This is a genomic window from Aeromonas sp. Y289-2, from assembly GCF_027705925.1.
Classification (GTDB): Bacteria; Pseudomonadota; Gammaproteobacteria; order Enterobacterales; family Aeromonadaceae; genus Aeromonas; species Aeromonas veronii.
This window is the reverse complement of sequence record NZ_JAPDCH010000010.1, coordinates 152,312-166,580: the sequence shown is the minus strand read 5'-3', so window position 1 is coordinate 166,580 and position 14,269 is coordinate 152,312. Positions and strand designations below refer to the sequence as shown.

At 60.2% G+C, this 14,269-nt stretch carries 11 protein-coding genes; 4 read left to right on the top strand and 7 right to left on the bottom strand.

Going from position 1 to position 14,269, the window contains the following annotated elements; translation table 11 throughout:
* Window positions 1–106: 106 nt before the first annotated feature.
* The 7 genes from OKC43_RS15530 to OKC43_RS15500 all read right to left on the bottom strand — a co-directional run bounded on the left by OKC43_RS15530 (window position 107) and on the right by OKC43_RS15500 (window position 8,503).
* Complete coding sequence (locus tag OKC43_RS15530) at window positions 107–1,285, bottom strand: glycoside hydrolase family 53 protein (RefSeq protein ID WP_270659456.1); 1,179 nt, start codon at window positions 1,283–1,285, stop codon at window positions 107–109.
* Between the two features lies 1 nt (window position 1,286).
* Window positions 1,287–1,634, bottom strand: coding sequence for a glucose PTS transporter subunit EIIB (locus OKC43_RS15525; RefSeq protein WP_100654385.1), 348 nt, complete (start codon window positions 1,632–1,634; stop codon window positions 1,287–1,289).
* 53 nt (window positions 1,635–1,687) lie between these two features.
* Complete coding sequence (locus tag OKC43_RS15520) at window positions 1,688–3,742, bottom strand: beta-galactosidase (protein WP_100654386.1); 2,055 nt, start codon at window positions 3,740–3,742, stop codon at window positions 1,688–1,690.
* Window positions 3,743–3,804: 62 nt separating this feature from the next.
* Window positions 3,805–5,004 carry a glycoside hydrolase family 53 protein gene (locus OKC43_RS15515; protein WP_100654387.1) on the bottom strand — a complete coding sequence of 400 codons (1,200 nt, stop codon included), beginning with the start codon at window positions 5,002–5,004 and terminating at the stop codon, window positions 3,805–3,807.
* A gap of 22 nt (window positions 5,005–5,026) precedes the next feature.
* Entirely contained in the window at window positions 5,027–5,878 is an 852-nt protein-coding gene (locus OKC43_RS15510) for a sugar ABC transporter permease (protein WP_041212959.1), read from the bottom strand.
* Window positions 5,879–5,890: 12 nt separating this feature from the next.
* Complete coding sequence (locus OKC43_RS15505) at window positions 5,891–7,195, bottom strand: carbohydrate ABC transporter permease (protein ID WP_041212958.1); 1,305 nt, start codon at window positions 7,193–7,195, stop codon at window positions 5,891–5,893.
* Between the two features lie 78 nt (window positions 7,196–7,273).
* Window positions 7,274–8,503: an extracellular solute-binding protein gene (locus OKC43_RS15500; protein WP_100654388.1), complete on the bottom strand. Its 1,230-nt coding sequence runs from the start codon at window positions 8,501–8,503 to the stop codon at window positions 7,274–7,276.
* A gap of 560 nt (window positions 8,504–9,063) precedes the next feature.
* Here OKC43_RS15500 and OKC43_RS15495 point away from each other — a divergent pair.
* The 4 genes from OKC43_RS15495 to OKC43_RS15480 all read left to right on the top strand — a co-directional run bounded on the left by OKC43_RS15495 (window position 9,064) and on the right by OKC43_RS15480 (window position 14,059).
* On the top strand, window positions 9,064–10,146 hold the full coding sequence (locus OKC43_RS15495) for an ABC transporter ATP-binding protein (RefSeq protein ID WP_100654389.1): 1,083 nt from the start codon (window positions 9,064–9,066) through the stop codon (window positions 10,144–10,146).
* Between the two features lie 297 nt (window positions 10,147–10,443).
* Complete coding sequence (locus tag OKC43_RS15490) at window positions 10,444–12,486, top strand: methyl-accepting chemotaxis protein (RefSeq protein ID WP_100654390.1); 2,043 nt, start codon at window positions 10,444–10,446, stop codon at window positions 12,484–12,486.
* Window positions 12,487–12,511: 25 nt separating this feature from the next.
* Window positions 12,512–12,931: a hypothetical protein gene (locus OKC43_RS15485; RefSeq protein ID WP_041212954.1), complete on the top strand. Its 420-nt coding sequence runs from the start codon at window positions 12,512–12,514 to the stop codon at window positions 12,929–12,931.
* 123 nt (window positions 12,932–13,054) lie between these two features.
* On the top strand, window positions 13,055–14,059 hold the full coding sequence (locus tag OKC43_RS15480) for a glycoside hydrolase family 53 protein (protein ID WP_231720618.1): 1,005 nt from the start codon (window positions 13,055–13,057) through the stop codon (window positions 14,057–14,059).
* Window positions 14,060–14,269 lie beyond the last annotated feature (210 nt).

Sequence of the window (14,269 nt, the reverse complement as noted above, 5' to 3'; positions counted from 1 at the left end):
GCCAGCATTTCTTTGGATTCGGTCTTCGGACCGATGGTGCAGACAATTTTGGTCTTTTTCATGTCAATCTTCATGGTGCTGTTGTCATCTCTTTAATATGAAATAGTCAGCGGGTCAGGACAAAGGCGGCCAACGCCGGCAGTCCTCTGCCCTCCCGATCAAACAGGGCCTGGTTCTCCCAGCCATTGCCGAGGGGCTCATCTATCCCGAGGAACGCCATGCCAGCGCGACTGGCCCAACTGTCGCCGGGGACCCGGATCCAGCCCGGCTCCCAATAGACAAACCCGAGCCCGAGCTGATCCGGCACTGCGGCAATAGCAGCACGCAGTGCATCGAGAAACGCTAGTTGCCCCTCGGGCGTCGCAGCAAACCCGCCGCGTACGGCCTCCTGCTCACCGAAGGCGTTACGAACCTCGTCCTGGTTGACGGTGTCATGCCCATAGGCGGTCTCAACGACCAGCAGCGGACGCCTGATTTGGGTGGCAAGGCTGTTCATGGTGCGCGAGAGGTCGTCCAGAGATCCGTGCCAATATGGGTAGAAGGAGATACCCACCAGATCGAACGGCACATCGCGTACCTGCATCGCCTTGAACCAGCGTAGGCACTGAGCCTCATCCCCTCCTTCAGCAAGATGTAGCATCAGTCGTGGGGTGATACCCCCCTCGCTGCCAGCACGGATCCCGGCGATGGCCGCCTTGAGCAACTGGGCTAATCGATCGAACCCCTCCTCTTCTTCTTGCCGGTGTAGTTGCCCCTGCGGCCACAGCATGCCGTTATTGAGTTCGTTGCCGACCTGCACCATTTGCGGTTGCACCCCGGCCTCGCGCAGGCGTTGTATCACGGCGGCGCTGTAATCGTGCAGCATTGCCGCCAGCTCTGCATCCGACTTGCCTCGCCAGGTCCGTGGCGTGTGCTGCTTGCCAGGGTCGGCCCAGAAGTCGCTGTAATGAAGATCGAGCAACCAGGGCAGGTTGAGGGACCGGCTTCGCTGCGCCAGTGCAATCACCTTTTCCAAGTCATTGTTGCCACCACCAAAGGGTTCCCCCTTGGCCGAACGGGGATCGACCCACAGCCGCAGGCGTACCAGGTTGAGGCCACGCTTGCGCATCAGGGTTAGCAAATCCCCCTGCCGCGTTCCGTCTTGATAGTGAACGCCCAGGCGCTCGAGTTCGGCTAGGGTGGAGACATCCGCCCCTCGGATAGCCAGGTTATGAGGAGCGGCACCAGCACCTGCACTGATGGCTCCCAGCATGACCAACAGTGGCCAGCTCAGCGGGGGGCGCATCCTAGTGCTGCTCCGGCTCGTGCAGCTCGAACCACTGACCGAGATCACGACGCAGGTTGTCCGAGCGCTTGCCGAAGATGGCCTGCACCTCGTCGCCGATGATGATGACGCCTATGGCGCCGAGACGCTGCAGCGCCTCGCTGTCGACCGGCTGCAAGGCATTGACCCTGACCCGCAGCCGGGTCAGGCAGGCGTCAAAGCCCACGATGTTGTCGCGCCCGCCAAAGGCAGCGATGAGCGCGGTGATGGCCGCTTCGTCCAGCCTGGAGAGCGGTGCCTCGGCCGATTTCTCCTCCTTGTGGCCGAGGGCCGCGGCGAACAGACGCTTGAAGTCCTGCATCTTGACCATTTGAACCTCCTAAACGTGAATAAGAGGGCGAAGCCACTGGCTCCGCCCCGCAATCAACGGGCGCGACGCAGCACCCGGCAGCCGAATGGAGGCAGCACCAGTGAATCGCTCAGCGCCTCACCGCTCACCATGTCACTGTGACCACCCGGCAGAGTGACCAGGCGCTCGGCGTTGGCGAAGTTTTGCACAAACACGAACACCTGCTTACCATCGCTGCGGCACTGGGCGGTGACCCCCTCCGGCAAGGCTGGCAAAGCACGCGGCAGGGCCAGGGTCTCGATGAGATGGCCAAAGAAGTCGTGTTGGAACGCCAGATCATTTCGCGAGGCGACATAATAAGCGCGACCTGTCCCGTGCTCGTTGACCGTCACCGCCGGACGTCCGGCATAAAAGTCACCGTCATAGCTGGCCAGGGCCCTCGCGCCTTCTAGGTGGATGAGATCGCAAAGGTGAGTGACTTCGTAAGGGCCGCAGAGTCCGGCTTCGTTGCCAGCAAGACCCGAGACGGCGTTACGTTCCTCGTCATAGAGACCGTCTATCTCCTCTGCCCAGATCCCAAGGACCGGGCGTAGCGGCCCTGGGAATCCCCCCAGGTGACAGAGATCGGTCTCGTTGACGATGCCACTCCAGTAAGTGGTAACAAACTGCCCACCTCGTTTGACAAAGGCGTCAACCCGTTCGGCAAAGCCATCGCGCACCATGTAGAGCATCGGGGCGATAACCAGGTCATAGCCATCAAGCGCGCAGTCGGCATTGATGACATCCACCGCCACCCCGGCCTCCCAGAATGGGCGGTAGTGCTCGGCTACCGTCTTCTCGTAGAAGAGGCCGGCATTGCGCGGCCCCTGGGCATTGTCCATGGCCCAACGGCTCTCCCAGTCGAAAATGATGGCCACTTTGGCCTCGACGCGGCTGCCAGCGACCTCTTGCAACTTGGCCAGGATCTCGCCTAGCGCCTGCACCTCGCGGCCCACCCGGGTATCGATGTGACCAACGTGATCGACCACGGCGCCGTGGAACTTCTCGACCGAACCACGGCTCTTGCGCCACTGGAAGTACTGCACCGAGTCGGAGCCGTGGGCTACCGCCTGCAAGGAGGAGAGGATATGCATTCCCGGCTTTTTGAGCTTGCTGATGGGCTGCCAGTTGGTCAGGCTCGGGGTCGACTCCATCAGGAAGAAAGGTTTGCCTCCCTTGAGAGTGCGCATCAGGTCGTGATACATGGCGGTGTACGCCGCCAGGGTCGAGTCATCGCCACTGTTGTGCCAGAGGGGGTAGCTGTCCCAGGAGATGAAATCGATCTCCTTGGCCAACTGCCAGTAGTCATAGTCGTAGAAGTACTCCATGAAGTTGGTGGTGGCCGGCAGGCTCGGGTTGGCCGCCTTCAAGGGCTTGATCTCCTCGGCACAGAAATCGCTCACCTGGGCGGTATTGAAACGCTTCCAGTCTAGGTTGAGGCCGTGGATCGAGCTCTCGCCGATGGGAGACGGGGATTCGATCTGTGACCAGTCGGTGTAGGTATGGCTCCAGAAGCTGCTCCACCAGGCGTGATTGAGCGCTTCTATGCTGCCATAACGAGCCTTGAGCCAGTCACGAAAGCGCTCCTGACAAAGCTCGCAGTGGCACTCGCCGCCGTACTCGTTGGAGATGTGCCAGGCGATGACACCGGGATGATGGCCGTAGCGTTCGGCCAGGGCACCGTTGATAGCGCGCACCTTGTCACGATAGACAGGCGAACTCATACAGTGATTGTGACGGCCACCGTGCAGTGCCTTCACACGTTCCTTGCTGACCCGCAGCACCTCGGGATAACGCTGGGAAAGCCAAGCCGGACGAGCACCACTTGGTGTGGCGAGGAAAACTGACACACCGTTTTCGTGCAAGCGATCGAGCACCGTATCGAGCCAGCCGAACTCATAGTGCCCCTCTTGTGGCTCCAGGGAAGACCAACTGAAGATGCCGACCGACATCACGTTGCAGCGGGTTTGCTTCATCATCTCGAGATCGCGCTCGAACACCTGGGGATCATCCAGCCACTGATCCGGGTTGTAATCAGCACCATGCAGCAGGGCGGGCACGCGTTCACTGAGCGGGGGAAACTTGAACATCACACATCTCCTAAAACGAGGGGGCGCCGGCCATGGCCGGTCGCCCTATCGGTTGAACCGGGTCAGTTGAATACCTTGATCGAGGGAAGCACATGGCCGGAGCAGTCAAACAGCGCCTGGTTCTCCCGGGCATTGCCCTCTTTCCAGTCGTCGTTGTTGTACTTCATCCCAGCCTTGGTAGCCCAAGTGGCACCAGGGGTTGGCAGCCACGCAGGCTCCCAGTAGAAGACTCCCTTGCCACGCCCGTCCGGTACCGCCACCACGCTCTTGATCAGATCGCGCAGGAAGTCGGCCTGCCCCTGTACGCTGGCCGGGTAACCACCGTCGCTCGCCTCCTTGGCAGTGAAGTTGTTCTCGGCGTTGTCGCAGTTCTCCGTGGTGTAGCCGTAGGCGGCCTCGACCACGATCACATCCTTGCCATAGCGCTTGCTGATGTCATCCATGTTGGCCTTGAGGGCATTGATGGGGCCATTCCAGTAGGTGTAGAAGGAGAGTCCGATGATATCGAAGGGCACCTCGCGCTTGGCGACTTCATCAAACCACCAGACGAAGGTGTCGTTTTTGGTGCCCTCAGCCAGATGCAGCATCACCTTGATATCTTTGCCGTGCTCTTTCACAGCACGTACACCAGCCTTGAGCAGTGTGGCCAGGCGATCAAACTCCCCACCGTTTTGCCCCCAGCTCTTGCCCTCTGGCCATAACATGCCACCATTGATCTCGTTGCCGACCTGCACCATGTCAGGCATCACACCGGCCTTTGCCAGGGCATCCATGCTTTCCTTGGTATGGGCGTAAACGGCATCCGCCAACTGCTTGACTGACATCGTACGCCACGCCTTGGGCTTGTTCTGGCGGCCCGGATCGGTCCAGAAGTCGCTGTAGTGGAAATCGAGCAGGAACTTCATACCAAGGGCCTTGGCACGCTTGGCAAGCGCTATCGTTGCAGCCAGATCGTTGTTACCACCGCCGTAAGGCTTGCCGTCCGCATCCTTGGGGTCTACCCACAGGCGCAGGCGAATGTAGTTAAAGCCGTTCTCCTTGAGGATTGCCATGGCGTCCTGTTGCTTGCCACTGGCATCAAAGAACTTGCCACCAAATTTCTCTACTTCGGCCAGCATGGAGACATCAGCCCCCTTGATGAACTCCTGCGGTACCGCAACTGGTTGCACCACCACATTTTCGGCAGCCACGGCGGGGGCATGCATACCCAACATGCCGGTGGCGAGCAGCGCCGCCATCACCAGCGTCTTCTTGATTTTCATGTCGAACGTCCTGTTTAACGGATTAACCCTTGGTCCCACCTGCGGTAAGACCGGAAACGAAGTACTTCTGCAAGGAGAGGTACAAGATGGCCACCGGCACCGCGATGAGCACAGCTCCCGCCGCATAGGTGGTGTAGCTGGCCCCCATCTTCTGGGCGACCAGGTTGTAGAGACCAATGGGCAAGGTGAACTGATCCGGGGTGCGCAATATGGTGCTGGCCAGGATGAAGTCGCCAAGCGGGCCGGTGAAGGAGAACAGTGCAACCACCGCAATGATGGGCTTGGAGAGCGGCATGATGATCTCGATGAAGATGCGGAAGTTGCCCGCTCCGTCCATACGCGCCGACTCGTCAAGATCCTTGGGGATGGCGTCCAGATAACCCTTCATCAGATAGGTGTTCATCGGGATCATGCCGCCCACATAGACCAGCACCAGCGCCAGGTGGCTGTTGACCAGACCCAGCATCTGGGCCAACACGAAGATGGCGATGAGGGCCGAGAACTGGGGCACCATCTGCAACAACAGGAACAACATCAGGCCATTTTGCCGCCCACGGAAACGAAAGCGCGAGAAGGCATAGGCAGTGAAGCTGACGCTGATGAGGGTCAACACCATGGTCAGGAAACTGATCTTCATCGAGTTCCAGTACCAGGCGGCGTAGTCGATGCGCCCGTCAAACAGCTCCTGGTAATGAATAAAGGAGAAGTTTTCCGGGATGATCGAGGTGTTGAGCAGGCTGCTGCCCGGGTTGAGGGATGCCCCCACCGTCCAGATGAGGGGGTAGATGATGATCACCGCAACCATAGCCAGCAGCAAATAGCTTAGGGTCAGGCGGATGGCATTACTCTTTTTCAGACTGTGTTTGGCACTCATGGCTGGATCTCCTTACACCATGTCGTCTTGCTTGAACGAATTGGTCGCACGGAACTGCCACAGGGCAATGCCGACCACGAAGATGGAGAGCAGAATGGTGATGCTCGCTGCAATCGCATACTGGGATGACGACATGGTCAGCTTGTAGATCCAGGAGACCAGGATGTCGGTGCCGCCGGCATTGGAACCAGCCACCGCAGGTCCCCCGTTGTTGAACAGGTAAATAATGTTGAAGTTGTTGAAGTTGAAGGTGTACTGGGTGATGAGGATCGGAGCGATCGAATACAGCACCAGGGGCAGCGTAATGGTGGTCAGCTTGTGCCATGTGCTGGCACCGTCGATGGTGGCCGCCTCGTAGAGATCATCCGGGATAGCCTGCAACACCCCAGTGGTCATGGCGAAGACGAATGGGAAGCCAAGCCAGGTCTGCATCAGGATGAGGGCCGTCTTGGTCCAGAAGGGATCTGTCATCCATGCCTTGGGGTCGATACCCAGAGAAGCCAGAATACCGTTGTTGATGACGCCAAAGGTCTCGTTGAACATGCCGGCGAACACCAGAATGGTGACAAAACCGGGCACTGCCCACGGCAGGATCAGGATGGTGCGGATGAGCGGCTTGAAGCGCAGATCCTTCTGATTGACCAGGATCGCCAGCAGCACCCCGACCGAGCATTGCAACGTGGTGGCGATCAGCGTCCAGATCACGGTCCACTGCAGCACGTCGAGCAAGGTCGAACGCCACAGATCGAGCTTGAAGATGTTGATGAAGTTCTTCATCCCCACCCAGTCCACCAGCTTGGCCGGCGGCGTGTGGTAGAGATCGTAGTTGGTGAAGGCGATGGAGAAACCAAAGATGATGGGGAACACCACCACGAACACCAGCAGGATGAAGCCCGGGGTGATCATCAGGTACGGAAAACCTTCGCTCAGCAGCAACTGGTATTGCTTGCGCACACTGGTCAGCGCTACGCCACGATCCCGGCGATCGCCGTTAACATAGGCGTCGCGGACGCTCCAGTAATAGATGGCACAACCAAAGATGGCCACCAGTACGCTGATAACCCCCTTGGCCAGGAGGAAGACGGAGTTGTCCCGGGGCAACTCGGTGCCAAGGGTAAACAACCCCCAGAACCCTTGAGATAGAAAATCATGGAATACGCCGAAGAAGCAGGCCATGACGGTGAAAAACAGGGTGCCCTTGACCCATTGCCGGTTATACCACTGACCGAGTCCCGGGATCAGCGAGAGCAGGGCGGCCACCTTGGCATGATGGGTTCTTGTACCGATCTGGGTAAGCGATCCGGAATCGACAACCACAATGTACCTCCTTTCCATTAAGAGCCCGGGCGGCCACGAATGCCGCCCGGCCCGAATTGGGCCTGCGCCCAACTTGTGTTATTGCTGCGCGTGGTTAACTTCGATCTGCATGTTGATGTTCTTGACTGCACCTTCCAGTGCCGCCTTCACACCCTGCTTGCCAGTCACGCCAAGCTGCAGTGCACTGTTGGCAGGGGTCCACACCTCTTGCATCTCGGGCACGCTCGGCATCGGGGTGGCGAAGCCAGCCTGAATGGCCACGGCCCGGGATTTCTCGTCGTCCTTGATGAGCGGATCGTCGATCAGCGCCTTGAGCGGCGGGATCTCGCCGGTCTTCTGGAAGCGGACCTTGGCGTACTCAGGCTGGTTGATGAACTCGATGAACTGCTGCGCCAGCTCTTTCTGCTTGGAATAGGTGGAGATGCTGTACCCCTTCACGCCGAGGAAGGAGCGCATGTGTTCGCCATTGGGCAGTGTCGGCAGCGGGGCGACACCGTAGTTCACACCGGCATCCTTGTAGGGTTGGAACGACCAGGGCCCGGTGATGACGGCAGCGGCCTTCTTCTCGGTGAACAGGGAATCGATGGCGTTGGCGCCGGTCTCACCGACGATACCGGCCGGGAAAAGCCCTTCGCTATAGAAGCGCTTGAGGAAGCTGACCGCGTCGACCGCCCCCTGGTTGGCCAGGCCCACGTCCTTGACGTTGAGCGAACCGTTGGGGTTCTGGCCGAAGATGTAGCCCCCCATGGCGGCCACTACGCCGTAGGAGTAATAGATCTCGTCAAACTTGGCGAGCAGGCCGTATTTGTTCTCCCCACGCAGGGTCTGGGAGGCCTTGACCAGCTCGTCGAAGCTCTCCGGCGCCTTGGGCAGCAGGTCTTTGTTGTAGACCATGACGATGGTCTCGACCGCCTTGGGCAGGCCATAGAGCTTGCCTTCATAAGTCTGGGCATCCACCGCCGGCTTGGTAAAGCCTGCCAGATAGTCGGCACCCGGCTTGATCTCGCTGATGAGCCCCTGCACCACGGCGGTGCCCACCTGATCATGGGGCAATACCAACACATCCGGGCCTATGCCGGCCGGGCCATCCAGGCGCAGCTTCTCGATCTGCTGGGCATAGGGGGTTTCGAGGATCTTCACCTTGACGTTGTGCTTGGCTTCGAACGCCTTGACGGCCTTCTCTATGCCGTTTGATTTCTTGATGTCTTCCCACACCAGCAGTTCACCGTCGGCAGCCCGGGCTACCTGCCCCAACCCCACCACGCCAAGAGAAAACAACATTGCAGCGGTCAATTTATTGATTTTCATATGATTTCCTTGTCCCTAACTCAGGTAAAAACAGGCCTTCGCCGACCACGTCGGTTAGGTGGGTGTTACGATGCCATCCAGCCGGTGTAACTTATGACGCTTGTTACCGATTAGTGTGTAAAACAGAGCACAACCACATTGCACACTGTACTGGTCTGGCCTCTATGACGCGCACTCACCGTCACCTAATGTCATGATAAATAACTGGTTTAATCCTATACATCAGATCCGGAGCAATTCGCTCTCTCTCTTGTTTCTTGCCACCCACGCCTTTCACTGCGCTTTCATGCGGCAAAAAAGGTAACGATTACACCGAATGGCTCTACGGTAAGCGGTGCTTGCCCAGCCTGCCAGTAGCACGTACCAAGGCTGTGATCTCATGCACAAAAGAAACAGCATTTTGTGCAACCGTTTACACCTGACTGATATAGTCCTCGCAAAGCCACAGAGTGAAACGGTGTGAAACGCCTTCTCCCTCCCAGGGCAAAGAAGCCGCAGCAGGGGTATGGCCACCTCGGAGTTCTGCAGCTAATGCATTCATTATCAAGGAGTTAAAGCTCATGGCGAGTATCAGATTGAACAATGTGGTCAAGCGTTTTGGCAGCAACGTGACCTTGCATAACGTCAACCTGGACGTGGAAGACGGCGAGTTCACCGTCTTCGTCGGCCCTTCCGGTTGTGGCAAGTCCACCCTGCTGCGGATGATCGCCGGCCTGGAAGATATATCGGAAGGCCAGATTGCCATCGATGAGCAGGTGGTCAACGATGTCGCACCGGCTCATCGCGGCGTGGCCATGGTGTTCCAGTCCTATGCCCTCTATCCCCACATGACGGTGGCCGAGAACATGGGCTATGGCCTGCGTGTCAATGGCGTGCCGAAAGAGGAGATAACCCACCAGGTCAGCATGGTGGCCAAGACGCTGCAGCTCTCCCACCTGCTCGATCGCAAGCCCAAGCAACTCTCCGGCGGCCAGCGCCAGCGGGTAGCCATCGGCCGTGCCATCGTGCGCAACCCCAAGGTGTTCCTGTTTGACGAGCCGCTCTCCAACCTCGATGCCGAGCTGCGTGTCGAGATGCGCCTGCACATCGCCAAGCTGCATCAGGAGCTCAAGACCACCATGATCTACGTGACCCACGATCAGGTGGAGGCCATGACCCTGGCCGACAAGATAGTGGTGATGAACTATGGCAAGGTGGAACAGGTCGGCTCGCCGATGGAGCTCTACTACAAACCCTGCAACCGCTTCGTGGCCGGTTTCATCGGCTCACCCAAGATGAACTTCCTGCCGGCCCGCGTACTGGCCTGGAGCCCGGAGCAGATCCGGGTCAAGGTAGCCGGCCAGCAGGAGCTCACCCTGCCCATCCTCACCGAGCGACTCGAGCCGGGCAGCGAGATCTCCCTTGGCCTGCGTCCCGAGCATGTGGTGCCGGGCGCAGAGGGGATCCACCTCGCCTTTACCTGCGAGGTGGTGGAACGTCTTGGCAACAGCACCTACCTGTTCGGTCAGTGCTGCGGCACCGACGGCTTCAAGCTGCTGCTGGCAGGGGATGGGGAGTTTCATCCGTACCAGAAGATGGATGTCTTCTTTGCCCCGCAAAATTGCCTTGTGTTCAATGCCGAAGGGCTCAGGATCAGCCGCTGAACGCGGCTACTGCATGCCCCGATCCATTTTGCCCCCGCCAGTCGGGGGCTTTTTTTATCCCCGGGCGCGGGACACAAAATGAGAGCGGGCTCGCAACCCTGGACAAATCCCGTACAAGGGTGCCGAGAAAGAGTGTAAAAGATTCACAAAACAATGAAAACGTTACACTAAAAATCAGAATTAGGTGCCCTCCATTATCGCAGCCTTATCTTTTAACAAGATAACGCACTGATAAAAGATGACTTATCACTTGCATCATCAGGCTGGGTTGACTCAAAACCACATGTAACCGATACCATGAACTTGCGCACTCGTCACCTTTCCATCATCCAGCGCCTGGCGCTGGGCTTTGCCGTCATCCTGTTGCTGCTGCTGCTCTCGGTGGCCCTCTCTCTCTACGCCGGCCAACGGCTGGCCGACCAGGTGGGGCTGCTCGCCAGCCATACCGCGCCGACCCTGGTGCAGAGCCGCGCCGTGACCCGCGATCTCTTCACCCTCGACCGACATCTGGGTAACGCATTGCTGCAGACCGGAGAGGAGGAGCTGGGCGCCGCCCGCGAGCAGATGCAGCAATGGCAGGCCCGTTTCGACCAGGGTCTGGCCACCTTGGCTCGACAGATAGCGGGGGAGCCGCAACAGAGTGCGCGCGTCGAGAGCCTGCGCGAGCAACAGGCCGCCTACTGGCAACTGGCCCAGCAACTGGTCGATGACTATGCCCACAACCGCCTCGAACAGAGCAAGCTGGCGGCCGACACCCGCCTTGGCGACACGGCGCGCCAGCTTGCCAGCGCCCTCGATGTGCTGCTCGCCCCTCTGGGCAGCCACCCCGCCGTGCTGCTCAAGAGCCGCCTGCTGGCAAACCTGGAACAACAGGTCAGCGCCACACAGGAGATCCTCAAGCAGCAGGATCCGGCCCCCGTTGCCGCACGTCTGGCTGCCAATGCACGCGCCAGCGAACAGGCGGCGGCACTGCGCCAGGAGCTGGCACGCCAGCTCGCCGGCCAGGAGGATGCCTTCGGCGTGCCCCTGAGCCTGGAACGCGGCACGGGTGCCAGGTTCGATACCCTCGCCACCCTGCTGGCCGGCCCCGAGAGCCTGCCGGCACGCCACCTGGCGCTGGTCGAACAGAGCATCATGTTGCGCAACCAGAGTGTGCAGGCCAGCCGCCTTATCGACAGCCTGCTAGGCGATCTAAGCGAGCTTGACGCCGCGATCGACGCTCAGCTTCGCCACAGCACCGCCGGCAGCGGCGCCATCCTGCTCTGGCTGCGCCTCGGGCTGTGCGCCGGCCTGTTGCTCTCCCTCGGTCTCGGCGCCCTGGTGCTGTGGCACCTGGTTCGCGCCATCCGCCAGCCACTGCACCACATCCTCACCACCCTCAAGGCCCTGAGTCAGGGAGATATGCGCCAACGCGTGCCGCTACTGCGTCACGACGAGTTCGGCCAGCTTGCGACCGGCATCAACGCCCTGGCCGACGAGATGAGCGGCATGCTCGGTCAGATAGTTCAGGCCGCCGATGCCCTCGGCCGCATGGCCGGCCAGAACCAGCACGCCCAGCATCACGCCCAACTTGCCATCGGCGAGCAGCGCAACGAAACCACAGGGGTCTGCAGCGCCATGGAGGAGATGGACTACTCGGTGCGCGAGGTCGCCGGCAGCATAGGCCAGACCGAGCAGACCCTCGGCAACATAGCCGCGGCGGCCCACGCCGCCAGCCTGCGTGGGGCGGCGACCGGTCAACGGCTGCAGCAACTGGCTGACGAGTTGGCGGAGTCGCGCCGCAGCGTGGAGCAGGTGCAGACATTGAGCGTCAGCATCGGTGACATCCTCGCCCTGATCGAGCGCATCACGGAGCAGACCAATCTGCTGGCCCTCAACGCCGCCATCGAGGCGGCCCGCGCCGGAGAACAGGGGCGTGGCTTTGCCGTGGTGGCCGACGAGGTGCGTCAGTTGGCGCACCACACAGCAGACTCCACCACCCGCATCCAGGGGATCATCGACGATCTGCAGCAAAGCACCCGCGGTGCGGTCGCCACCATGCTGCGCTGCCACGACGCCATGGCCCAGAGTCGCACCGACAGCGACGCGGGTTGCGCCACCCTAGCCGAGCTATCCCAGGCGCTGCAGCAGGTGGCCGAGCAGAGCAGCCGTATCGCCAGCGCGACCCTGCAGCAACAGCAGACCAGCGCCGAGATCGCCCGCAACATTACCAACATCGCCCGGATTGCCGACGACAACCAGGGCGCCCTGGCCAAGGTGGCACAGACCAGCGACCAGTTGCAGCAGCTATCGCAGCAGCAACTGTCGCTGACCCGCCGCTTCACCCTGCAGAGCGCCTGATCACACACCACAGAGAGGACCATCCATGTTCAAGAAGACACTGTTGTTGACTACCCTGATCGCCTGCCTCCAGCCCGCGCTGGCCAACGAGGAGGATCCCCTGGCCCGCCCGCTGTTCCTGCGCGGCGAGATGAACAACTGGGAGGCCCCGGCAGACCAGCAACTGGTTACCCAGCAAGGGGACTTGCTGTCGGTCCAGGTGGCCTTGCAGGCCAGTCACGGCGCCTACAAGTTCAAAATTGCCGACGAGAAGTGGAAGGCCGACACCACCTATGGCCAGTTCGACCCCGCCGCCAAGGTCGAGTCGGACAAGCCGGTGGTAGTCAAGGCCGGCTGGCAGTGGAGCGACATGAAGTTCACCCCGCCCAGCGACGGCCAGTATCGCATCACCCTGGATCGCCGCGATCCCCAACACATCCAGGTCACCGTCTCCCCCGCCGGGTGATCCTAGGGCCGCCGTAAGGCGGCCCCAGCCTCCGCCGGGATGGCGCCGCACGGCGACGCCATCCCGGCGCGGGACTGCCTCCCTGTCGCCACCCTACACACATCCAGACAGGAGATAACAACAATGAAGAGACATCTGCTTACCACCCTGCTGCTTGGCGGCGCCCTGCTGTTTCATGGCCAGGGAGAGGCCATGGTCAAGGGAGCTGACGTCAGCTGGCTGACCCAGATGGAGAAAGCCGGGTACAAGTTCTATAACGACGCCGGCCAGCAGCAGGATCTGTTCAAGACCCTGAAAGAGCACGGTATGAACACCATCCGGCTCAGGGTATGGGTCAATCCTGCCGATGGCTGGAACAACATCAGTGACGTCATCGCCAAGGCCAAGCGGGCCAAGGCGGCCGGTTTCGATCTGCTGATTGACTTCCACTACAGCGACAGCTGGGCCGATCCGGGCAAGCAGACCAAGCCGGCGGCCTGGCAGAGCTACACCTTCGAGCAGTTGATGTCGAACGTCTGGTGGCACACCTATAACGCCCTGGTGGCCCTGAAAAATGCCGGCATTACCCCCAAGTGGGTACAGGTGGGCAACGAGACCAACAATGGCATGCTGTGGGAAGAGGGGCGAGCCTCGGTCAACATGAAGAACTTTGCCTGGCTCATCAACAGCGGCTATGACGCGGTCAAGGCGGTCAACAGCGGCACCAAGGTGATCGTCCATCTGGCCAACTGCGAGAACAACAGCCTCTATCGCTGGATGTTTGACGGGCTGAAGAGCAACGGGGCCAAGTGGGATGTGATAGGCGCCTCCCTCTACCCGACCCAGAGCGGCAACGGTGACTGGTTCACCCTAGACAATCTCTGCTACGACAACCTCTCCGACATGGTGACCCGCTATGGCAAGGAGGTGATGATCGTCGAGGTGGGCATGCCGTGGGATGACCCGAAAAACAGTTACGACACCATTGCCGACCTGCTCAACAAGATGACGTGGATCCCTGACGGCAAGGGACTCGGCGTGCTCTACTGGGAACCACAGAGCTACAAGAACTGGCAGGGCTACAGCCTGGGTCTGATGGACAACAGCGGCAAACCCACCTATGCGCTGGATGCCTTCCTGTTGCAATAAAGATGTAACGTTACACAGAGGCGCGGTGAGTCGTGCGCCTCTTCCATCTGCCGCCTGGACATGACTTAGCCCGTCTCTTCGCCCTTTCTCGCCATCGCTTATCATCCCGCCTCCACCGCTCCGCGCCCTCCGGCACCATCACCAAAACATGGCCACCCTCTCCCCGAGGCAGACTCGCGGACGACACCTTCGTCGCCGGGATTCGCAACG

Coding starts and splice junctions, on each gene's coding strand:
- OKC43_RS15525 (WP_100654385.1), bottom strand. CDS start 1,634: ATGGTCAAGATGCAGGACTTCAAGCGTCTGTTCGCCGCGGCCCTCGGC.
- OKC43_RS15485 (WP_041212954.1), top strand. CDS start 12,512: ATGTTCAAGAAGACACTGTTGTTGACTACCCTGATCGCCTGCCTCCAG.
- OKC43_RS15500 (WP_100654388.1), bottom strand. CDS start 8,503: ATGAAAATCAATAAATTGACCGCTGCAATGTTGTTTTCTCTTGGCGTG.
- OKC43_RS15495 (WP_100654389.1), top strand. CDS start 9,064: ATGGCGAGTATCAGATTGAACAATGTGGTCAAGCGTTTTGGCAGCAAC.
- OKC43_RS15530 (WP_270659456.1), bottom strand. CDS start 1,285: ATGCGCCCCCCGCTGAGCTGGCCACTGTTGGTCATGCTGGGAGCCATC.
- OKC43_RS15520 (WP_100654386.1), bottom strand. CDS start 3,742: ATGTTCAAGTTTCCCCCGCTCAGTGAACGCGTGCCCGCCCTGCTGCAT.
- OKC43_RS15480 (WP_231720618.1), top strand. CDS start 13,055: ATGAAGAGACATCTGCTTACCACCCTGCTGCTTGGCGGCGCCCTGCTG.
- OKC43_RS15490 (WP_100654390.1), top strand. CDS start 10,444: ATGAACTTGCGCACTCGTCACCTTTCCATCATCCAGCGCCTGGCGCTG.
- OKC43_RS15510 (WP_041212959.1), bottom strand. CDS start 5,878: ATGAGTGCCAAACACAGTCTGAAAAAGAGTAATGCCATCCGCCTGACC.
- OKC43_RS15515 (WP_100654387.1), bottom strand. CDS start 5,004: ATGAAAATCAAGAAGACGCTGGTGATGGCGGCGCTGCTCGCCACCGGC.